At 58.7% G+C, this 19,967-nt stretch carries 20 protein-coding genes; 11 read left to right on the top strand and 9 right to left on the bottom strand.

Translation table 11 applies throughout. The features are described 5' to 3' along the window. Positions 1-469: glutathione S-transferase (locus T18_RS05260; RefSeq protein ID WP_323455192.1), on the bottom strand; the 469-nt coding region annotated here is incomplete at its 3' end. 81 nt (positions 470-550) lie between these two features. Continuing rightward, complete coding sequence (locus tag T18_RS05255; protein ID WP_038490168.1) at positions 551-1,066, bottom strand: MarR family winged helix-turn-helix transcriptional regulator; 516 nt, start codon at positions 1,064-1,066, stop codon at positions 551-553. A 141-nt stretch (positions 1,067-1,207) separates the two neighbouring features. Here T18_RS05255 and T18_RS05250 point away from each other — a divergent pair, with 141 nt between their 5' ends. The 4 genes from T18_RS05250 (at position 1,208) to T18_RS05235 (ending at position 6,837) form a co-directional block, all read left to right on the top strand. Beyond that, a complete protein-coding gene (locus T18_RS05250; protein WP_038490171.1) occupies positions 1,208-2,740 on the top strand; it encodes an MDR family MFS transporter in 1,533 nt (510 codons plus the stop codon). Positions 2,741-2,967: 227 nt separating this feature from the next. Further along, positions 2,968-3,984, top strand: coding sequence for a ligase-associated DNA damage response exonuclease (locus T18_RS05245; protein WP_038490174.1), 1,017 nt, complete (start codon positions 2,968-2,970; stop codon positions 3,982-3,984). 1 nt (position 3,985) lies between these two features. Beyond that, a complete protein-coding gene (locus tag T18_RS05240) occupies positions 3,986-5,611 on the top strand; it encodes a cisplatin damage response ATP-dependent DNA ligase (protein WP_038490177.1) in 1,626 nt (541 codons plus the stop codon). Between the two features lie 260 nt (positions 5,612-5,871). Continuing rightward, positions 5,872-6,837, top strand: a complete 966-nt coding sequence (locus T18_RS05235) for an alpha/beta hydrolase family protein (protein ID WP_003511897.1) — start codon at positions 5,872-5,874, stop codon at positions 6,835-6,837. 45 nt (positions 6,838-6,882) lie between these two features. On the opposite strand, the gene T18_RS05230 is transcribed toward T18_RS05235, so the two are convergent. Then, positions 6,883-9,603: a heavy metal translocating P-type ATPase gene (locus T18_RS05230; protein WP_038490180.1), complete on the bottom strand. Its 2,721-nt coding sequence runs from the start codon at positions 9,601-9,603 to the stop codon at positions 6,883-6,885. Positions 9,604-9,770: 167 nt separating this feature from the next. On the opposite strand from T18_RS05230, the gene T18_RS05225 reads away from it, so the two are divergent. The 3 genes from T18_RS05225 (at position 9,771) to T18_RS27545 (ending at position 12,859) form a co-directional block, all read left to right on the top strand. Further along, positions 9,771-10,679, top strand: coding sequence for a L,D-transpeptidase (locus T18_RS05225; protein ID WP_019564146.1), 909 nt, complete (start codon positions 9,771-9,773; stop codon positions 10,677-10,679). Between the two features lie 159 nt (positions 10,680-10,838). After that, positions 10,839-11,564: a L,D-transpeptidase gene (locus T18_RS05220; protein ID WP_013635657.1), complete on the top strand. Its 726-nt coding sequence runs from the start codon at positions 10,839-10,841 to the stop codon at positions 11,562-11,564. 266 nt (positions 11,565-11,830) lie between these two features. After that, entirely contained in the window at positions 11,831-12,859 is a 1,029-nt protein-coding gene (locus T18_RS27545; RefSeq protein ID WP_051489688.1) for a calcium-binding protein, read from the top strand. A 43-nt stretch (positions 12,860-12,902) separates the two neighbouring features. On the opposite strand, the gene T18_RS05210 is transcribed toward T18_RS27545, so the two are convergent. Both T18_RS05210 and T18_RS05205 read right to left on the bottom strand, forming a co-directional pair. Further along, positions 12,903-13,772, bottom strand: coding sequence for a hypothetical protein (locus T18_RS05210; RefSeq protein WP_038490185.1), 870 nt, complete (start codon positions 13,770-13,772; stop codon positions 12,903-12,905). Positions 13,773-13,850: 78 nt separating this feature from the next. After that, positions 13,851-14,309, bottom strand: coding sequence for a MarR family winged helix-turn-helix transcriptional regulator (locus tag T18_RS05205; protein ID WP_038490190.1), 459 nt, complete (start codon positions 14,307-14,309; stop codon positions 13,851-13,853). A 193-nt stretch (positions 14,310-14,502) separates the two neighbouring features. Between T18_RS05205 and T18_RS05200 the strand changes: the two genes are divergently transcribed. From T18_RS05200 to T18_RS05190, 3 genes are all read left to right on the top strand, one after another. Then, positions 14,503-14,925, top strand: coding sequence for an organic hydroperoxide resistance protein (locus T18_RS05200; protein ID WP_003511906.1), 423 nt, complete (start codon positions 14,503-14,505; stop codon positions 14,923-14,925). Between the two features lie 96 nt (positions 14,926-15,021). Continuing rightward, on the top strand, positions 15,022-15,405 hold the full coding sequence (locus T18_RS05195; RefSeq protein WP_038490193.1) for an MbcA/ParS/Xre antitoxin family protein: 384 nt from the start codon (positions 15,022-15,024) through the stop codon (positions 15,403-15,405). After that, a complete protein-coding gene (locus T18_RS05190) occupies positions 15,365-16,126 on the top strand; it encodes an RES family NAD+ phosphorylase (protein ID WP_038490195.1) in 762 nt (253 codons plus the stop codon). The genes T18_RS05195 and T18_RS05190 overlap by 41 nt, the downstream gene beginning before the upstream one ends. Before the next feature lie 42 nt (positions 16,127-16,168). On the opposite strand, the gene T18_RS05185 is transcribed toward T18_RS05190, so the two are convergent. The 4 genes from T18_RS05185 to T18_RS05170 all read right to left on the bottom strand — a co-directional run bounded on the left by T18_RS05185 (position 16,169) and on the right by T18_RS05170 (position 19,026). Beyond that, a complete protein-coding gene (locus T18_RS05185) occupies positions 16,169-17,683 on the bottom strand; it encodes an ABC-F family ATP-binding cassette domain-containing protein (RefSeq protein ID WP_038490199.1) in 1,515 nt (504 codons plus the stop codon). 159 nt (positions 17,684-17,842) lie between these two features. Next, positions 17,843-18,031 (bottom strand): hypothetical protein, encoded by a 189-nt coding sequence (locus T18_RS05180; protein ID WP_019564143.1) that lies wholly within the window; start codon positions 18,029-18,031, stop codon positions 17,843-17,845. A 25-nt stretch (positions 18,032-18,056) separates the two neighbouring features. Further along, positions 18,057-18,479: a YciI family protein gene (locus T18_RS05175; protein WP_038490203.1), complete on the bottom strand. Its 423-nt coding sequence runs from the start codon at positions 18,477-18,479 to the stop codon at positions 18,057-18,059. Positions 18,480-18,579: 100 nt separating this feature from the next. Continuing rightward, the gene (locus T18_RS05170; RefSeq protein WP_013635660.1) at positions 18,580-19,026 is read right to left on the bottom strand and encodes a MarR family winged helix-turn-helix transcriptional regulator; all 447 of its coding nucleotides are present in this window, start codon (positions 19,024-19,026) and stop codon (positions 18,580-18,582) included. A gap of 150 nt (positions 19,027-19,176) precedes the next feature. Between T18_RS05170 and T18_RS05165 the strand changes: the two genes are divergently transcribed. Next, entirely contained in the window at positions 19,177-19,905 is a 729-nt protein-coding gene (locus T18_RS05165; protein ID WP_003511917.1) for a DUF899 domain-containing protein, read from the top strand. Positions 19,906-19,967: the final 62 nt, after the last annotated feature.

Below are 19,967 nucleotides of genomic sequence, written 5' to 3'. Positions count from 1 at the left end.
CAAGATGTTGCTCCAGCACCCGGAAGGGCCGCCTCAAGAGGCGCGCGGCGACATCGATCACCGCTTTGCCGGCATCGCTTTCCGAAAGCCCTTCGGCGATGGCGGAGGAAATCTTCAGCGAATTGGTCTCGATTTCGGTCGCGGCAAAGAACGACCATTGCAGCATCGCCGCATCTTCCTTCAGGTCCACCGGTGCGAGCGGTCCGCCATATTTGCGGACGAGATAAAGGTTGATGGCCATGGATTCATAAAGCACCATGCCGTCATCTTCGATGCAGGGGATGGTGCCCATCGGATTGATGGCCAGAAACGCGGGGGACAGCGTGTTGAGCGGCGCGTCTGCGGCCAGGGGATCGGCAACGCGGCGGGCCTGCACGACAGGCACGTGCTTGAATTCCATGCCCAGTTCCCCGGCAAGCCAGAGCGTGCGCGTGGCGCGGGAACGGTAGACACCATAGATCGTCAACATCGAAGTCACCCTTTTACCTTTTCGATGGCGGCACGTTAAGGTCTCGTCCTTTTAAAGTGAAGTTGTGGATGTCAGGGTCAACTATGATTTTTTCTGATCCGTCAGGAGGTCTGTATCCGGTGACAGCCGGGCCTCGAAACGGTCGATGAACCGATCGAAAAGCCGCGCGAATGTCTCGACATCCTCCTCCGGCCATCCATCCATCACATCCTGGATGACGTTCATCTTGGTCCGGCGCATTTCCTGCAGCAGACTGGTGCCAAGTGGTGTGATCTCGACGATGCTGCGGCGGGCATCCTCCTGCGAGACGCCGCGTTTCAACAGGCCGCGCCCGACCATATCCGCCACCACCCGGCTACCGCGCGAGGGGTCGATGCGCATGCCCTCGGCAATAGCACCAACGGTGACATCGCCATCCGCGCGGCGCAATATATCGAGAACGTCGATATGGGAGAGTTCCAGACCCGGAGCCACCTTGGCAAGCGCCATGCGCCCGATGATGCGCCGTCCGATCATGATGCGCATACGCGTCATCGTATTGCCGATGCGCTTGATGTCTTCGGGCAGATCCTCGTTCCAGTCTTCCTCAGTCCACACGCTCAGCCGTTCCTTTCAATCCCGATTTGCGATCACATTTAGCGCCAATATCATGGATGTCAAAAACTTGCCATTGACATATATATGCTAATAGCACACAAATTGTCGCAGCAAAATTGCCGAAACTCAACGAGATTTTTCATGGATATGTCCGTTGCCCCCGTGGCGCCGCTTGTGTCGGATCACCGGCGTAGGCTCATCGTTTTCCTGTTTCTGATGCTGGCCATGTTCATGGCTACCCTCGACAACCAGATCGTCTCGACAGCGCTGCCCACCATCGTCGGCGAGTTCGGCGCGCTGGAGCGTTTCGGCTGGATCGGTTCGGCCTATCTTCTGGCCACCAGCGCGGTCATGCCTGTTTATGGCAAGCTCGGAGACCTGTTCGGGCGAAAATACGTGATGATCGCGGCGGTTATCATCTTCACGCTCGGCTCGCTCGCCTGCGGGCTGGCCTGGTCGATGGATAGCCTGATCGCGGCCCGCGTGCTTCAGGGCCTTGGCGGCGGCGGCATCATGGTGTCGATCTTCTCCGTCAATGCGGATCTGTTCGAACCGCGTGAAAGAGCCCGTTACCAGAGCTATTCCAGCCTCACCATCATGGCGTCGGGCAGCGTCGGGCCCATTCTCGGCGGCACGATGAGCGATCTGTTCGGCTGGCGGTCGATCTTCCTCATCAACCTGCCACTCGGGCTTATCGTCATCACCGGCCTGATTTTCCTGCTGCCCTACCGCCGTCCCGCGCGTCAGCCGAAGATCGACTATCTCGGCGCCGTCCTGCTGGCAGCGACGATCGCAAGCGTCGTCTTCTGGGCCGACAGCAGCGAATTGTTCGGTTCGCTCATCGCCGGTCCCAGCCTCGGTATTATCGCTTTCGCCGTCATCGCCGCCTTCCTCTGGGTGCAGGTGGAACGTCGCGCGCCGGAACCCGTGGTGCCGCTCAGGCTCTTCAAGGACAGCACCTTTCCGCTGTTGATGATAGTTTCATTGACCAGCGGCGGCATTGGCATCGGCATGGTCAATTATTTCGCGCTGTTCCTGCAGACCACGACCGGGCTTTCCCCATCCCATGCCGGCCTGTTCTTCATCGCCGTCACCGGCGGCATCGTCATGGGTTCACTGTCTGCCGGGCGGTTGATCTCGATCACCGGCGTCTACAAACCGTTTTCGGTGGCCGGGCTTACTATCAATGTCATCGCCATGCTGCTTTTCACGCAGATGCATGCGGGAACGCCGCTTTGGCTGATTGCGATTCTCATGCTGGCGCAGGGTTTCGCCGTCGGCCTCGGTCAGCAGGCACCGATTATCGGCGTGCAGAATTCCGCGCCGAAGGCCGATATCGGTGCCGCAAGCGGCGCGGTGACGCTCACCCGCATGGGCGGCGCAGCAATCGCCATCTCGGTCTATGGCGCGATCGTCACCTCCAGCCTCAAGGGCGTTGCCGTGACCATTCCGGGTGTCGGACGGATTGAGGAATTGACGCCGAAGATGCTCTCCGAACTGCCCGCGGCATCCCAGGCCGCCGTTGCCTCGCTCTATTCGGATGCCTTCACGCCGCTGTTCTTCGCAGCCGCCGCAACCGCCGCTATCGGCCTTGCCGCAGCACTGATGCTGAAACCGGTCCGGTTGCCAGCCGCAGCACAGGCGGCCAAGCCGGCGGAAAGTGCGGGGGAGTAGGGAAGCGGCTGTCCTTGTAAGGCGCGGTGAACTCGAGCTGTGCCTTCCTCCGGCAACTAGCTCTTCCCTCATCCCTGTGAGAAGCACAAGGATGAGGGATGGTTCCGGGCCTTTCCAATATGCCCGCGACCTCTGAGCGCGAAAACAAAACCGCACCCCTGGAAATTTAACGCCCGTTCCGCGTTATGCTCGCAGCACTTTAAATTCGCGCGGGCGGCCCTATCTCAATGAATATGAAGCCGGAACAGCTCCTGAACTCCACGCCCAAGGGTCTTTATTGCCCGCCGGGCGATTTTTATATCGACCCGGTGCGGCCGGTGGCGCGCGCGTTGATAACCCACGGCCATTCCGATCATGCCCGCGCCGGCCACGGGGCGGTGCTGGCCACACGCCAGACGCTCGATATCATGCGCATCCGTTACGGCGAGGACTTCTGCGGCAGCGAGCAGGCGGTCGCATTCGGGGAGACGGTGGAGGTAAACGGCGTGACCGTCGGTTTCCACCCGGCGGGCCATGTGCTGGGTTCGGCACAGATCTCCGTGGAAATGAACGGCATGCGCATCGTTGCCTCTGGCGATTACAAGCGCGGTATCGATCCCACTTGTACACCCTTCGAAACGGTGCCGTGTGATGTCTTCATCACCGAGGCCACCTTCGGGTTGCCGGTGTTTCACCACCCGTTGCCGCGGGTGGAAATCGGCAAGCTGCTCACCTCCATCAAGCAGTTTCCCGAGCGCACTCATCTGGTCGGCGCTTATTCACTCGGCAAAGCGCAGCGCGTTATCAGGCTCCTGCGCGACAATGGTTATGCCGATCCCATCTATATCCACGGCGCGCTGGCGCGGCTCTGCGATTATTACGTGTCGCAGGGCATCGATCTAGGTGATCTACGCCCCGCGACGCTTGAAAAAAGCGATCCCGCCATCTTCAAGGGCGCGATCGTCGTCGGCCCGCCCTCTGCATTTCAGGAGCGCTGGGCGCGTCGTTTCAACGAGCCCCTGATCGCATTCGCGTCCGGCTGGATGATGGTCCGACAGCGGGCGAAACAGGGCGGCGTGGAGCTGCCTTTGGTCATCTCCGACCACTGCGACTGGCCGGAACTGCTGGAAACCATCAAGGAAATTGGCCCGCAGGCCGTCTGGGTTACGCATGGTCGCGAGGAGGCGCTGGTGCGCTGGTGCGAATTGCAGGGCATTGCTGCCAAACCGCTGCATCTTGTCGGTTACGAAGACGAGGGGGATTGAGATGAAAGCCTTCGCCACCCTTCTCGACCGACTTGTCCTCACCCCATCGCGCAACGGCAAGCTGAAGCTTTTGACCGATTATTTCCGCGATACGCCTGACCCCGACCGGGGGTACGGTCTGGCGGCGATTGCCGGCACGCTGGACCTCAAAAGCGTCAAGCCCGCAATGCTGCGCGAGCTGGTGCTGGAGCGCATGGACGAGGTGCTGTTCCGCTATTCATACGATTATGTCGGCGACCTGGCCGAGACCATCTCGCTGGTCTGGGGCAATATCGGCGGTCTGGATGATTCCGAGGCGCAGGATCCCCGTCTTGGCGAAGTCGTGACGCTGATGAATTCGCTCGGCCGCACCGAAGTGCGCGGAGCGGTGCGCGATCTGCTCGACCGGCTCGATACCTCCTCGCGTTTCGCCTTCCTGAAACTCGCAACCGGCAGCCTTCGCATCGGCGTTTCGGCGCGGCTGGCGCGGCAGGCACTGGCGGATTTCGCGGGTAAGGACATCATCGAAATCGAAACCCTCTGGCACGGTCTGATGCCGCCTTACACGACGCTTTTCGCCTGGCTGGAGGGCAAGTCCGAGCGGCCGGTTCTGGCGACGCCCGCCATCTTCCACTCGGTAATGCTGGCCACCCCGGTTGCAGACGGCGATCTCGATGGTCTGGACCCTGCCGATTATGCGGCCGAGTGGAAATGGGACGGCATCCGTGTGCAGCTTTCCCGCGCAGGCGAGACGCGCAAACTCTACTCCCGCTCCGGCGACGATATTTCCGGCGCATTTCCCGACGTGCTCGATGCCATCGATTTCGAAGGCGTGATGGATGGTGAATTGCTGATTGGCGGCACGGCGCGCTCCAACAATCTCACGCGCACCTTTTCCGACCTTCAACAACGGCTGAACCGCAAGACGGTGACGGCCAAGATGCAGGATGAATATCCGGCCTTCATCCGCGCCTATGACCTGCTGTTTGATGGTGAGAGCGACATTCGCGCGCAGACCTATCTAGAACGCCGTGGCCGCCTGTCGGATATCATCGAACATGCCCCGCATGACCGCTTCGACCTGTCTCCGCTCATCGGTTTTTCAACATGGGACGAGCTGAATACGCTGCGCGCCGCGCCGCCCGATCCGGTGATCGAAGGCGTCATGATCAAGCGGCGCGACAGCGCCTATCAGGCCGGCCGGGCCAAGGGACCGTGGTTCAAGTGGAAACGCGATCCCTACAATATCGATGCTGTCATGATGTATGCGCAGCGCGGCCACGGCAAACGCTCGAGCTATTATTCCGATTTCACCTTCGGCGTATGGGCGGAAGGGGAGGATGGTGAACAGCTGGTGCCGGTTGGCAAGGCCTATTTCGGTTTTACCGATGCGGAGCTGGAAGTGCTGGACAAGTTCGTGCGTGACAACACCGTCGAGCGTTTCGGACCCGTGCGCGCGGTGCGCGCCACGCCGGATTTCGGTTTCGTGCTGGAGGTGGCTTTCGAGGGCATCAACCGTTCCAACCGCCACAAATCCGGCGTTGCCATGCGGTTTCCGCGCATTGCCAGGCTTCGCGCCGACAAACTCCCGGCGGAGGCGGATCGCCTGGCGACGCTTGTGGCGATGATCGATGGCGTTGATGGGTAGGGGTCTCCGCTGTCTCCCTCATCCCTGTGCTTGTCACAGGGATCCAGCCAGCCCAAGTCCTTGGGCTGATGGGACTCTTCCCGCCGCGCCGATGCGCGTCGACTGGATTCCTGTGACAAGCACAGGAGTAAGGGAATGTTTTGTCCAGAAAATGCCATGATGGCTGCGAATACATTGTTGTCATTCGCGAATCCGTGATTGGACAGCCTCTCGCCGCAGTGCTGAACTGCTTCTAATGTTTTGATCACTCAGGTGCGCATATGCCAGATAAACGCTTTCTCTCCTCAGCATTCGGACAGGAAGAAAGCGGCGCGACCTTAAGGAGCCTGACGCGGCGCAATCTGCTTGTGGGTGCCATGGGCCTGTCAGCAGCGGCACTTCTGCCCGCAGGTGCGAAAGCGGGCATTCCCACGCCCGAAGTGCTGCCGCTGGAAAAGCAGGATTACGGCGAGGCGCGTAAACGGTTCCATACCCATTTGCTGCGCAAAATGTCCGCTCCGGAAAAATCATCGCCGCTCGGCACACCGCCGGGCGCGGAACGGGTCACCTATCGTGGCGGGCCGGATGGTTCCATCGAACTTGTGGCCTGGCTTTCCCATTATCAGCCCTCGACGGTACTCAAACCCGCGGTGCTTTTCCTGCACGGAGGCAACGCCACCGGTGACGGCCATTGGGCGATGATGAAGCCCTATTGGGAGGCGGGTTTCGTGGTGCTTTTGCCGTCCTTCCGGGGCGAAAACGGCCAGAACGGCAATTATTCCGGTTTCTACGACGAAACAGCGGATGCGCTGGCGGCGGCGACCTATCTGGAAAGCCTGCCCGGTATCGACAGGAAACGCTTCTTCATCGCCGGGCATTCCAATGGCGGCACGCTGACGCTCTTGGCCGCCATGAGCCGCAAATTCCGTGCCGCCGCGCCGATTTCTGCGGGCGTCAATTCATGGCGTTACTTCAACCGCTACTCGGACGAACTCTGTTTCGACGAAACCGACGAGCGGGAATTCATCATGCGCTCTTCGGTCTGTTTCGGCCCCAGCCTCAAATGCCCGGCGCTGTTGCTGCGCGGCACGGAGGAGCGCCCGTTCGACGCCGATCACCAGCTTTTCGTCGACCGCGCCGTGTATTCGGGATTCAAGGTCGACAAAAAACTGCTGCCCGGCACACACAACGGGGTGGTGCCGGGCGCCGTGACGGAAAGCATCCGCTTTTTCAACGAATTTGCATAAAAAAGGGCCGAAAACCGCTTTGCAGCTTTCGGCCCTCTCGTAAAGTCAGGCGCTCTTCTTGAAGTAGCCGAGCAGCCGCATGGCATTGGCGGTGACGAGAACCGTAGCGCCGGTGTCGGCGAAGACAGCGAGCCACAGGCCGGAGAGGCCGGTAACCGTTGTCACCAGGAATACTGCCTTCAGGCCGAGCGCGATCGTTACGTTCTGGTGGATATTGCGCATGGTGGCGCGCGATAGGCCGATCAGGCGGGCAGCATCGCCGACATTGTTGCGCATCAGCGCTGCATCCGCCGCTTCCATCGCCACATCCGTGCCTGAGCCGATGGCGACACCGACGCTTGCAGCCGCGAGGGCGGGCGCATCGTTGATGCCGTCGCCCACCATCACCACGGTTTTCTTCTGGGCAAGCTTGCGGATTTCCTCGACCTTGTTCTGCGGCAGGAGTTCGCCGCGCGCTTCAAGTCCCAGCTTGTTGCCGATTGCCTTTGCCGTGCGGGCATTGTCGCCAGACAGCATAAGCGAGGAAATACCCATCTCCTTCAGTGCCTTGATGCCTTCTGCCGCATCCTTGCGCGGTTCGTCACGCATGGCGAAGAGACCGCTCGCCGCTCCCTCGGCCATGACGACGGCCACGGTCTTGCCTTCGCTTTCCAGTGCGGAAATGCGCTCTGCAAGTTCCGTCGATACGGACCCGACTTCGGTTGCAAAACGCGGCGCGCCGATGAACAGGCGCTTGCCGCCGACGGTGCCCTGCATGCCACGACCGGAAATCGCCTTGATCTCCGAGCCGGGCAGGGGAGTTACGCCTGCTCTGTTGGCATGGTTGACGATGGCTCTGGCAAGCGGATGGCTGGACTCGTTTTCGATGGTTGCGGCTTGCGCGATCAGCCCGGCCTCGTTGCCGTCAAGAGCCACCACATCCGTCACGACAGGTTCGCCGAGCGTCAGCGTGCCGGTCTTGTCGAAGGCCACGGTTTCGGTGCGTGCCAGCATCTCGATAACCGCACCGCCCTTCACCAGCATACCGTGCCGTGCCGCAGCCGAAAGGCTGGAGGCGATGGCAGCCGGAACGGAAATGACGAGTGCGCAGGGGCAACCGATCAGCAGCAGGGCGAGACCGCGATAGATCCAGGTGTCCCAGTCGCCAAGGCCCACAAGCGGCGGCACGACGATGGTAAGTGCGGAAATCGCGACGATCAGCGGCATGTAATAACGCGAGAAGTTCTGGATAAAGCGCTCGGTCGGGGCGCGGGCGTCCTGTGCTTCTTCAACGAGCGTGATGATGCGGGCAATGGTGTTGTCTTCCGGCGCACGGTCGACCCGAATGCGCAGCGAACCATCATGGTTGATCGAACCCGCAAAGACGCGTGCGCCTTTTTCCTTGGCGACCGGAATGCTCTCGCCGGTCATCGGCGATTCGTCGACGCTGGATTCGCCTTCCATCACCACGCCATCGGCGGCAATGCGGTCGCCCGGACGCGCCACGACCACCTGTCCGATGCGAACCTTATCGGCGGCCACCTGCCGAAGCGTACCGTTTTCTTCCACCAGTGCCGTTTTTGGCAGCAGGGAACCGAGAGCCTTGATGCCCGAGCGGGCACGTGCGGCGGCAAAGCCTTCCAGCAACTCGCCAACGGAGAACAGCAGCACGACGATCGCCGCTTCTTCCGCCTCGCCAATGATGATGGCGCCGATGGCGGCAATCGTCATCAGCATCTCGATGGTGAAGATCGCCCCGAAACGCGCGGCGTTGAAGGCGTTGCGCGCAATGGGAAACAGCGTGACCAGCGTTGCGACGATGAAGGCGTAACTGCCCCATGCCGGGAAGCCAAGCTCTGCCGCATAGGCAACGGCCACGAGAATGGTGCCGGTGAAGGTGTTGCGCGCCTTGGCGGTGCGCCACCACACGCCTTTTTCATCCGCGCCATGGGCGTGGCCTATGTCGGCGCTCTGCGCGACGGTTTCAACGCTCCCGTGGCTATGCGCGTGCTTCGCATCGTCATGATGGTGGCCGCCGCAGCTTGAATGGTCGTGGTCGGCGTGGTCATGGCTCGAATGGTCGTGGCCTGAATGATCATGTTTGTGATCGTGATCATGGCCGTGATGACCGCCGCATGATCTATGGTCATGGTCGTCCGCATGATCATGATTATGTTCTTCGACCTTGCCGAGTGCGGTTTTTTCCTGCGGCAGCAAGGCAGGCTTGAAGCCGAGCTTGCGCAGCGTGTCCTCGATCTTGTCGACCGGGGTTTTGTTGTCTGCCAGAGAAAGGTTCAGCCTTTCGCGCGCAACGGATACCTTGACGTCGGCAACACCGGGCAGACGCGAGAGCGCGGTTTCGATCTTGGCCGCGCAGCTGGCGCAATCCATGCCGCCGACAGAGAAGGTCAGGGCATTTTTCTGCTCGATGCTCGGTGCTGCTTCCGCATGGTGATGACCACCGCACGATGAATGGTCATGATCATGCCCATGATCGTGATGTTCCGCCGCAATCTTTTCGCGCGGAGCCTTGTCCTGCGGCAGCAAAGCGGGCTTGAAGCCAAGTTTGCGCAGCGTATCCTCGATTTTTGCGACCGACGTTTTGTCTTCCGCCAGCGAAAGGTTCAGCCTTTCGCGCGCAACGGAGACCTTGACGTCGGCAACGCCGGGCAGGCGGGAGAGCGCCGTTTCGATCTTCGCCGCACAGCTGCCGCAATCCATGCCGCCGACCGTGAAGGTCAGGTCTCCTGATTCCCCGTTCAAACTGCCGCGTGTCGAAATATTCATGGTTCTAGCTCCTGAATTCCACTCGACAGCCAATCTGGCACCTCTAGCAACTAGAGGTTCAAGGGCAAAAATGCGCTTTTCCGATTTTTTTTGAAAGGCACACACCAGCCTCGCGCCAGCCGCGCAATGCATCATGCCTTCAAACTTGGTTTCATGAAGCGGTTCAGATGACAGCACTCCTATTGAAAAACTGCCGCCGGGCGGCCTCGCTGGCGGTTATTGCGCTGCTGCCTTTCCTGAGCGGCTGCCTTTTCGTGACGGATACGAGCCGGATGAACCCGGACGTCTTCGTTCAGGAAACGGCGCCGGTGTTCAATTTCAATTCCGTAAGCTCTAATCGCCAGCCGGAACTGCCACCACAGCCGGGTCAGCTTTCCACGCGCCCGCCGGATCTGTTCAGAACCCGCTTCCATCAGGAATACGGTCCGCCGGTGCGCGGGCAGGGCCTGAGCGCGCCGCAGGTGCAGGGATTGAATGTGCCGCAGGCGCAGGGTCAGGCGATGGCCTATGGCCTTCCGGTCTCCAATCCGCTGCACCGGGTCATGTATGGCCCGATCCGCGATGACGACCGGTCCCTGCCGGCCATTCCCTATGGTCGCATCGATCCGCGTTATCTCCGGCAGGAGGTGAGCTACCAGACGGCGGAAGCGCCGGGTACAATCGTCGTGGATACAAAGCAGCATTTTCTCTATCTGGTGCAGCCGGGCGGCAAGGCTATCCGGTATGGCGTTGGCCTCGGGCGCGACGGTTACGCCTGGTCGGGTCGCGGCAAGATCCAGTGGAAGGCGAAATGGCCGCGCTGGACGCCGCCCGACGAAATGGTCAGGCGCCAGCCGGAACTCACCTCCATTTCCGCCGCCAATGGCGGCATGACGCCGGGTCTCAACAACCCCCTCGGCGCGCGTGCCCTTTACATTTTCAAGGACGGCAAGGACACGCTTTACCGCGTGCACGGAACGCCCGACTGGCAGTCCGTCGGCAAGGCAACTTCGTCCGGCTGCGTGCGCATGCTCAATCAGGATGTGATCGACCTCTACGAGCGCGTACCGAAGGGCGCACAGATTGTGGTTATCTGACCACTTTCTAAAAGAAAGCGCTGCATCGTGGGGTTCCCCCAGCGCCTTCTGGCTGGCTTTTAGCGGTCGGTTAACTATTTTCGCAATACGCCTGTGTACGTGGAACAAACGATGTACAACGGCGATATAGCCGTTCGAAATGTGGGACAATCCGGCCTTATGACAAGCACCGACACAGATCTTTCCAGACGCACTTTCCTTTCCCTTCTGGGTATTTCCTCCGCTTCGTTGCTGGCGGGCTGCGCTTCTTCCGGCACGGGTGAAGCCATTCGCCAGCAGGCGAGCAGCATCGGCAGCGATTTCCGCCAGATGTTCTCGTCGGGCGTTAGCGATGCGGAACTGGCCGTCATGTACGGTTCGGTCGAGGATGGCGGTTACGTCATTCCCGCGGTTCCCTATCAGAAGATCGACCGGCGTTATTATCGTCAGCGCGTAGTCGATCCGACCGGCGAACGCCCCGGCACCGTCGTCGTGGATACGCGCTCGCGTTTCCTCTATGTCGTGGAGCAGGGCGGCAGCGCCATGCGTTACGGCGTCGGCATCGGCCGCGATGGTTTCGCCTGGTCCGGCGAAGGCGTCATCCAGTGGCGCCAGAAATGGCCGAAATGGACCCCGCCGGACGAAATGGTCGCCCGCCAGCCGGAACTGGTCAAATATTCTTCCAAGAACGGCGGCATGCCACCGGGCCTGAAAAACCCGCTCGGTGCCCGCGCGCTCTATATCTTCCAGAACGGCAAGGACACGCTTTACCGCCTGCATGGATCGCCGGAATGGAATTCCATCGGCAAGGCCGTCTCTTCCGGCTGCGTACGCCTGATGAACCAGGACGTCATCGACCTCTACGACCGCGTGCCGCAGAAGGCGCGTGTGGTTGTTTGGCAGTAGGTCTGACTGGAAGCTCTGATAGGCATCCGCTAAATTAACTGGCGAATAATGGCTGCAACATGAAGCATGTTGTGGCCATTATTTATTTCTAATATATCGATATTGTTTTTAATGTTAATAATCAATTCTATAGTATATTTAGAAATTCCGTGACTTTTTTTGATTTTATACTATAGTGGGTTTGGGTATTCATAAGTATTTTCGAAATGAATTTCCTGCATTGCAATCATTCTAATATCTCTGTCGTTAATCGAGGAGTGAATGGCATGACTCTTTATCTCTCAAATAGTTGGCAGGTCGGTACTAGCTACGGCGAGTTTTTTTACGGTGATCGCTATGGTGTTGTGAGGGACGATGTGTTCCAGCTTGGCGGCAGCGCATATGGTGGCCTAGGAGGCGTGCGCAATGGATGGGAGCGCTTTGATGGCGGTCAGGGTGAGGACAAGATTTATGTCGCGCCAACCTATCGTTACGTCTGGACTGCTGTAATGATTAGCGATAACGGCCTGAAAAGCGTTGAAAAGATAGATTTCAACCAGTTCAGCCAGTGGCCTGTAAAACCGGTTTACTTTGCTGGAACGGTAGATTTTTCGAGTGTGACATCCATGTCGTCTGGCGTGACGATCTACGGTCGTGAGAGCAACAATACCTTCATAGGTGGCCAACTGGGAGAAACTGTCGAAGGAGACGGCGGCAACGACACGCTTTATGGCAATGGGGGAAATGACAGGTTGTTTGGTGACTCCACCAGCGCCAATCCTTGGGCCGCACAGCTGTACGCGGCAGGTGACGATAAGTTGTATGGCGGCGATGGAAATGATTACCTCAACGGCCAGGGCGGCAACGACCTTCTGTATGGCGATGCAGAAAACGACGAGCTACTTGGCGAAGCCGGCAACGATCAACTGTATGGCGGATCGGGGAGCGACCGGCTTCTCGGCGGAGATGGTGACGACCAATTACGGGGTGGCGCCGGAAACGACAATCTGTACGGGAACGCCGGAAAAGATCTTCTAGACGGCGGTGAAGGCTTGGACTACCTGTGGGGAGGCATTGGACAAGATACGTTCCAATTCAGAACTCAGGGCGCAACCAGCTATATTGAAGATTTTGAAGTAGGCATCGATCGATTGCGCTTTGACAACATTATTGCGGACGAATTTGCTGATTTGACCATCGTTGAAAACGCCAATGGATATGCGACTATAAGCACGGGCGGAGTGTCAATTGTCTTGACCGGAGTTTCGATTGCGGTACTTGACAGTTCGATGTTTGAGTTTGGCCTTTACGCCTGATCAGAATGGGCTACGTCGCAGCAGGCGGCGGAGCCCTTCATCGCTAATAGTTGTCCAGATCGTATTTTGAGTATTTTTTTGTTATATTTCCAGCCGTGTCATAAATCTCCAGCTCACCATTCTCAGTATAGCTGAGCATTTTTTGTCCGCTTTCGTAATATAGGCTTCCGGGCGTGACGGAAATATATCCGTTTTCATCATATTTCAGGCTAAGGGCTGAGCCGGAGAAAGTTTTCAGGGCCATCACGTCGAATTTGATGTACTCGCGCGCAACTTGAGAGAACCACCCGTTAGTCGATTTTCGAAATTCCGCTGCACTTACTTGCGTATTATAGATGCGGTCGCTGGTAAAATAATCTACCTGTTTTTTCACCAAAGCCTCATCTTCGCCATTGGCGATACGTTTCGCACCCCATGCTGCATATTGATCGTTATATTCCTCCCTCGGCGGTACGATGAGTTCTGGCTCGAAGTGCGGATTGGCTCTAGCGGCGTTCACAACGAGGCTTCTCACAATGACCTCTGCATTTTCCGCCGTGCGCTCAATCGGATTGACGTAATAGGACGACATCATATTCGTGGCGGCGGCGTTCATGGCGCTCATCGTCGCCTGCGGAATGGCGGCGGAGACGGTTTCTTTTTTTGCGACGGTTTCCAGCTTTGCTTTGGTAGCCTGCGAAGCGAGCGTCGAAATCGTCTCAATGGCCTGTGCAGTTCTTTGCTGGCCTCCGGATACCATCGCGAGTATCGAGCTTGCGGCATCTTTGCTCGATATTTTTGTCACTGAAAAAGTTTGATTGAGAATGGTCAGCGCCATTGAATTTGCAGAGATAAAAGCCATCGTCATGCCTTTTGAAATCTGCCGCAAAATGCCTTCATCGGCTTCTGGGGCTGGAACGCAGCCATAAGTCATTTTAGCTGCATAAAATATAAATGCAATTTTATCGGGAAGTGGTTAACAGATGCTTTATGACCCCTGGTTTTTCAGGGGTTAGCTCCTCGCAAGCCCATCTTTAAGCGCATTCACCTGGTCCCGCAGCTGCACCAGTTCCTCCAGCCCGCAGCCCGTGGCGTCGCCGATTGCCGCCATGATCTTCACGCCCTCCTTTTTGAGATCGGCGCCCTTGGGCGTTACGGCCACCAGCACCTGCCGCTCGTCAACAGTTCCGCGTTTGCGGGTGATCAGCCCGGCATGTTCCAGCCTTTTCAGCAACGGCGAAAGCGTGCCCGAATCGAGGCCCAGCATTTCACCGAGTGCCTTCACGGTGGAGGTTTCCTTTTCCCACAGGGCCATCATGACCAGATATTGCGGATAGGTCAGGCCGATCGGGTCCAGCAGCGGCTTATAGGCGCGGGTGAAAGCGTGCGCCGCGCCGTAAAGGGCAAAGCATATCTGCTGGTCCAGCCTCAACAGGCTTTCCAAATTGGTGTCGTCGCTCTCTGCGCCCATTGTTCTGCTCCAAAAATCAACCGGGAAGGGAACAATCAGCCCTGCCTTTCGGTTCCTGCCACATGGATGCGCGGCGAAATTTCGTGAAATTATCGCAAAAAACAATTTTTTATTCAATGTGCAAAATTATATTGCGCACAATTGAATTGCGCATTATAAGAAACCCAACACCAACCCAACGGGAGTAAATGCCATGCCTATTCTCTACACGACCAAAGCATCCGCCACCGGTGGCCGCGCCGGCAACGCCAAGTCGGAAGACGGCGTACTCGACGTAACGCTGACCGTTCCGAAGGAACTCGGCGGCGATGGCGCCCGCGGCACCAATCCGGAGCAGCTTTTCGCAGCCGGTTATTCCGCCTGCTTCCTCGGCGCCTTGAAGGCTGTCGCCGGCAAGCAGAAGGTAAAGATTCCTGAAGACACGACTGTGACGGCAACCGTTGGCATCGGTCCGCGTGAAGACGGCACCGGCTTCGGCATCGAAGTGTCGCTGAAGGTCAACATTCCCGGTCTTGAGCGCGAAAAGGCAGAAGAACTGGTAGCCGCCGCCCACATCGTGTGCCCTTACAGCCACGCCATGCGCACCTCTACGGAAGTGCCGGTCTCTGTGGCCTGATCCAGCAAGTTCTAGCAGCAAGGCCGGGTTAATCCCCGGCCTTCTTGTTTATGGAAAGAAAAGTGCTATATTCTTTCTAGGGAAAGGATATATGCCATGAATATTCACGCCAAGACCGCCATGGATCCTGCTTCGCAGGGCAGGGTCGTCACCAAGGCCGTTGTGACCGCTGCCGAGCGGCTGGGCCTTAACGCGGCCCGCACCGCGGATATTCTCGGTGTTTCCGCCCCTACGGTGTCGCGCATGAAGCGGCTCGATTTCCTGCTGGAGCCGGGCGCCAAGTCTTTCGAGCTTGCGGTGCTGCTGATCCGGGTTTTCCGTTCGTTGGATGCAATCGCCGGCGGCGATGAGGCGGTAGCCAAAAACTGGCTGCGCAATCACAATACGGCGCTCAACGCCGTGCCTGCCGAGAGGCTCACCACCATTACCGGATTGATCGATGTCCTCTCCTATCTGGACGCCCGACGCGCTCCTGTCTGAAAAGCGCGCCGCATCGGGAAAATACTGGCGACTGGTGGAAGCACAGCATCAGGTTTCCACCATGAAGCTGGTGGATACGGTGGAGGAGCAATCGCTGCTGGAAGATATTCTGGAGGCGAGCAAGCGGCCCTTTCCGCCGGAATGCGCCGGGCTCGATTATCTTCTTGCCACGCCCTTCCGGTATGGTGCGGCCTATCCACATGGCTCGCGTTTCCGCCGGGCTGGCTTTACCGAAGGCGTTTATTACGCCGCAGCCAAGGTGGAAACCGCGCTTGCAGAAATGGCCTTCTACCGGCTGCTGTTTTTTGCGGAATCTCCCGGCACACCGCTGCCTGCCAATCCCGCGGACTATTCCGCCTTTGCCGCCCGTATCGCCACCGATGCGGCGCTGGACCTGACGCAACCGGAATTGAACCGGGACGAGGCGCTGTGGGCCGACCTGCAGAATTACGAGCCATGCCAGGCGCTGGCCGAGCAGGCGCGTCTGGCAAAGATCGAGGCGATCCTCTACCGCTCGGTGCGCGATCCCGCAGGCGGCCTCAATATCGCGGTGCTGTCGCCGAAAGCCTTTGCCGAAAAAATGCCGGTGGATCGGATGAGCTGGCGCATCCGCCTGTCGAAGACCGGGGTGCAGGCACTGTGCGAATTTCCGATGCGCAGAACAGGGTTTGCGGTCGCGGATTTTTCCGGTGATCCACGCCTCGCCAGCCTGCTGGGCTGACGTGCGTTTCGCTTGTTTTACTCTCAGCCCGTTTGACGGGCCTCATGCCGACGCGAAAAACGCTTCGGGATCGTCGACTTCCACCAGCCTGCGCTTGTCGATCAGCCAGAAACGTGTTCCGACCGCCCGCACGAAACTCCTGTCATGCGAGACGAAGACGCAACTGGCCGAACGGTTGATGATTTCCGCCTCAAGCGCTTCCTGCCCATCTATATCAAGATGGTTGGTGGGCTCGTCCAGCAGGTAGAAATTCGGTTCCGCCAACCGCAGCGCCAGCATGGCGAGCCGCGCCTTCTGGCCGCCGGAAAGCGTTGCGATCCGACGTTTCTGCATTTCCATGTCGATACCGGCACCCGCAAGCAGGCCGTGTATGCGCTGGTCGCCAATGTCGAATCGGCGCGTCATGAGCGCAAATGGCGTGCTGTCGTCGTCGATTTCGGCAAGCGACTGATCGACGTATCCGGCCACCAGCGAAGGCGTGGCCTTTATGCCGTCCTGTATTTGGCCTTCATCCATCACCGCCGCTTTCAGAAGCGAGATCAGCCGCGTCTTGCCGACGCCGTTGCGGCCGAGAATGACGATGCGGTCGCCCTGGTGGACAAATTGCCGGCCGGTGCGAAACAGCAATGTCCCGTCCGGCGTCGAGACTGGCACATCCTCCAGAGTGACCAGAACCTTGGCATGGGTACCGCGATTGGCGAGCTGGATCTTGCCAGCGGAGCGCTCGCTATGTGGTGGGCGCGCATTCTCCTCCAGTTTCTCGGCACGCTGGCGCAATTGCTTGGTCTTGACGGTCAGAAGATCGCTGCCCGAATTGATGCCGATATTGCTGAGCTTGGCGGCCTGCCGGCGCAATTGCTGCGCGGTTTTCATGTCGCGCTGGAAACGCCGCTCATCGGCGGCATCCTCCTCTTCGAGTGCCGTGCGCGCATGGCCGTAAGGTAGCCGGAACAGTGCCGAATTTTCCGGCCGCAGGAACAGCGTGGTCTTCGTGACATTGTCGAGAAACGCGCGGTCATGGCTGACGATGACGACCGCCGTGTCGCGCGGCAATTGACCGAGCCAGCTTTCTAGCACGTTGATTTTTTCGAGGTCGAGATGGTTGGTCGGCTCATCGAGCAGGAGAACGTCAGGCTCGGTGATCCACGCCCGCGCTAGCATGGCAAGTCGCTGCCAGCCACCGCTCAGCTCTTTCAAATGGCGATGACGATAGGGTTCCGGCACCAGCATGGCATCAAAAATAATGTCGGCGCGCCAGCTCTCATTGTCGATCTCATCCGCCGGCAGGGCGGAAAGCACGGCGTCCCGCATCGTCTTTTCCAAAAGCGGGGAGGGCAGGTGCTGGTGGACGATGGACTGCGTCAGCCCGCGCAGCCGGGTGATATCACCGCTGGTAGCGTCCAGTTCACCGGCAAGGCAATTCAGCAGGGTTGATTTGCCGTGGCCATTCGCAGCGACGATGCCGATGCGGTCTCCGGCATTCACGGTGAGGCCAAGATTGGAAAAAAGCGGCTTTCCCAGAATGATTCCGAGGTTTCGAAGCGTGATAAGGGTCATGAAATTGTCTCTGGCAAAACGGATCTGTGACGAACCGTGGTCTGCGACAATGCAGTACGGGATATCGGTTCGAGGTGATCCGTCGTGAAAACATGCGCAACGGCAGACAAGCTGCATTCTGCGCGGCCTTTCGGGCAAACCAGAGTTTTGGTGTTCCGGTCAGCCCTGCAAACGCGTCTGCAGGGCAAAAAGGTGGCAGATCTGGCGGTTGCGCCAGAAGCAGGAAATATCCATGCGAAGCCTCCTTTCTTGATACGTGTTCAACCATCCAACAATTAACAGCGGCAGGGGTTCGAGGCAATGGCTTTTGAAGAGGAGGGTGGTGCCGGAGAATATGGCGACCCGCATTCTCCAGCCCTCAAGCGCGGCGCCCTTACTGTTTTGCCACGCGCTCGCGCAGTTTTTCCACATGTTCGGCGATTTCAGGTGTCACCGCGTCGCCGAAATCCTCCATTTCGAACATCGGGCGGATTTCGATTTCGCTGCGCTCCAGCATCGGGTTGGGGCAACGCTTCACCCACTCCACAGCCTCATCCATGTCCTTCACCTTCCAGAGCCAGAAGCCGGCAACCAGCTCGTTGGTGTGCGGGAAGGGGCCGTCGATCACGCTGCGGCTGTCACCATCGAAAACAACTCTTTTGCCTTTGGAGGAAGGGTGGAGGCCATCACCGGAAAGCATGATGCCGGCATTGACCAGTTCCTCGTTGAACTTGCCCATGGCTTCCATCAGTTCGGTGGTCGGCATTATGCCATCCTCACTGCTGCGGGTGGCCTTTACAAAAACGATAACACGCATGGTTTCCTCCCTTGTTGCGTCTTCCTCGTTAGTTTCGCCGTCCGGCACGACGGGTAGATGACATTTTCACGGGTAAAAGTGGCAATACGCCGCTTTCCCGTCAGCCGAGATCAATGAGGTCGCGGCGCAGCCGGTCGGGGTCGCCGCTGCCGATGCGGGCCTCGATTTCGGCGTGGGTCTGTTGCCAGATGGGGAAGGCGGCGGTGAGTACGGCCATGCCTTCCACCGTCAGCCGCAGCCGCTTGCCGCGCTTGTCCTTCGGGTCCTGCTCGATACTGACCAGCCCACGCCGCTCCAGTGGCTTCAGCGCTGCCGTCAGCGTCGTGCGGTCCATGGCCAGAAGATTGGCGACCGGCCCCATCGGCGGCGGCTCCGGCCGGTTGAGCGACATCAGCAGGGAAAATTGGCCGTTGTTGATGCCCACGGGCTTCAATGCGTTATCGAACAGCCGCGCCAGCGCCCGCGCTGCACGTTGCGCATGCAGGCAAAGACAGGAGTCCCGCACTAAAAGAGTTGCCGAAAAAGGAATCACGCTGGCGTTTGACATGGACTATATATGTTGATATCAACGTAATTAGTCAAGCGGAACCTGTTGCCTTGCTGATGGTTTTCCTGGCTTTCAATGCAGACACAGGCGGCGCCCACCATGGAGGCGGAGCGGTGCCGTGGTGAAAGACGGATCCAAGGAGGAAAGATCATGTCTCATCCCGTCGTTTCTAATGAGGAGTGGCTTGCGGCCCGCCGCGATCTGCTGGTGAAGGAAAAGGAATTGACCCGCGCGCGCGACAGGCTGAACGAGGCGCGCCGCGCATTGCCATGGGAAGAGGTGACGAAAGATTATATTTTCGACGCGCCTTCAGGCCCGAAATCGCTGAAGGAACTCTTCGGCAATTGCAGCCAGCTCATCGTATACCACTTCATGCTGGCACCCGACTGGGAGGAGGGCTGCACCGGCTGTTCCTTTTTCGCCGACCATGTCGATGGTGCGATGGTTCACCTGAAGCACGGCGATGCGGGTTTCGTTGCGGTCTCGCGCGCACCGCTCGAAAAGATCGAGGCCTATAAAAAACGCATGGGCTGGAAATTCCCTTGGGTCTCGGCCAACGGCAGCGACTTCAACTATGATTATCAGGCCTCCTTCCGTGATGAGGATATCGAGAGCGGGGCGATCACCTACAATTACCGTGAGATCGAGCCGATGGGCGACCTGAAGGACCTGCACGGCGTCAGCATTTTCGCCAAGGGCGAGGACGGCAGGATTTACCATAGCTATTCCGCCTATGCCCGCGGCATGGAAGAGACGCTCGGTACATTGATGCTGCTCGATCTGGTGCCAAAAGGCCGTAATGAAGAGGGTGTAATGGATTGGGTGCGCCGGCACGACCAGTACGAGGACGAGCCCAAGGCCGCGTCTTGCTGCCACTGAAATAGGACGAGGAGGAGGAGACGACAATGGAAAATGCCAAGCCGCAGAAGGAACACGCGTTC

The organism is Rhizobium sp. TBD182, assembly GCF_001950375.1.
Classification (GTDB): Bacteria; Pseudomonadota; Alphaproteobacteria; order Rhizobiales; family Rhizobiaceae; genus Agrobacterium; species Agrobacterium tumefaciens.
The sequence above is the reverse complement of the archived record's forward strand: the minus strand, read 5'-3'. Positions and strand labels throughout refer to the sequence as shown.

Bases quoted from the DNA above. Each gene is read 5' to 3' on its own strand.
- T18_RS05250 (WP_038490171.1), top strand. From the start codon at position 1,208: ATGGATATGTCCGTTGCCCCCGTGGCGCCGCTTGTGTCGGATCACCGG.
- T18_RS05245 (WP_038490174.1), top strand. From the start codon at position 2,968: ATGAATATGAAGCCGGAACAGCTCCTGAACTCCACGCCCAAGGGTCTT.
- T18_RS05240 (WP_038490177.1), top strand. From the start codon at position 3,986: ATGAAAGCCTTCGCCACCCTTCTCGACCGACTTGTCCTCACCCCATCG.
- T18_RS05235 (WP_003511897.1), top strand. From the start codon at position 5,872: ATGCCAGATAAACGCTTTCTCTCCTCAGCATTCGGACAGGAAGAAAGC.
- T18_RS05230 (WP_038490180.1), bottom strand. From the start codon at position 9,603: ATGAATATTTCGACACGCGGCAGTTTGAACGGGGAATCAGGAGACCTG.
- T18_RS05225 (WP_019564146.1), top strand. From the start codon at position 9,771: ATGACAGCACTCCTATTGAAAAACTGCCGCCGGGCGGCCTCGCTGGCG.
- T18_RS05220 (WP_013635657.1), top strand. From the start codon at position 10,839: ATGACAAGCACCGACACAGATCTTTCCAGACGCACTTTCCTTTCCCTT.
- T18_RS27545 (WP_051489688.1), top strand. From the start codon at position 11,831: ATGACTCTTTATCTCTCAAATAGTTGGCAGGTCGGTACTAGCTACGGC.
- T18_RS05210 (WP_038490185.1), bottom strand. From the start codon at position 13,772: ATGACTTATGGCTGCGTTCCAGCCCCAGAAGCCGATGAAGGCATTTTG.
- T18_RS05205 (WP_038490190.1), bottom strand. From the start codon at position 14,309: ATGGGCGCAGAGAGCGACGACACCAATTTGGAAAGCCTGTTGAGGCTG.
- T18_RS05200 (WP_003511906.1), top strand. From the start codon at position 14,503: ATGCCTATTCTCTACACGACCAAAGCATCCGCCACCGGTGGCCGCGCC.
- T18_RS05195 (WP_038490193.1), top strand. From the start codon at position 15,022: ATGAATATTCACGCCAAGACCGCCATGGATCCTGCTTCGCAGGGCAGG.
- T18_RS05190 (WP_038490195.1), top strand. From the start codon at position 15,365: ATGTCCTCTCCTATCTGGACGCCCGACGCGCTCCTGTCTGAAAAGCGC.
- T18_RS05185 (WP_038490199.1), bottom strand. From the start codon at position 17,683: ATGACCCTTATCACGCTTCGAAACCTCGGAATCATTCTGGGAAAGCCG.
- T18_RS05180 (WP_019564143.1), bottom strand. From the start codon at position 18,031: ATGCGGGTCGCCATATTCTCCGGCACCACCCTCCTCTTCAAAAGCCAT.
- T18_RS05175 (WP_038490203.1), bottom strand. From the start codon at position 18,479: ATGCGTGTTATCGTTTTTGTAAAGGCCACCCGCAGCAGTGAGGATGGC.
- T18_RS05170 (WP_013635660.1), bottom strand. From the start codon at position 19,026: ATGTCAAACGCCAGCGTGATTCCTTTTTCGGCAACTCTTTTAGTGCGG.
- T18_RS05165 (WP_003511917.1), top strand. From the start codon at position 19,177: ATGTCTCATCCCGTCGTTTCTAATGAGGAGTGGCTTGCGGCCCGCCGC.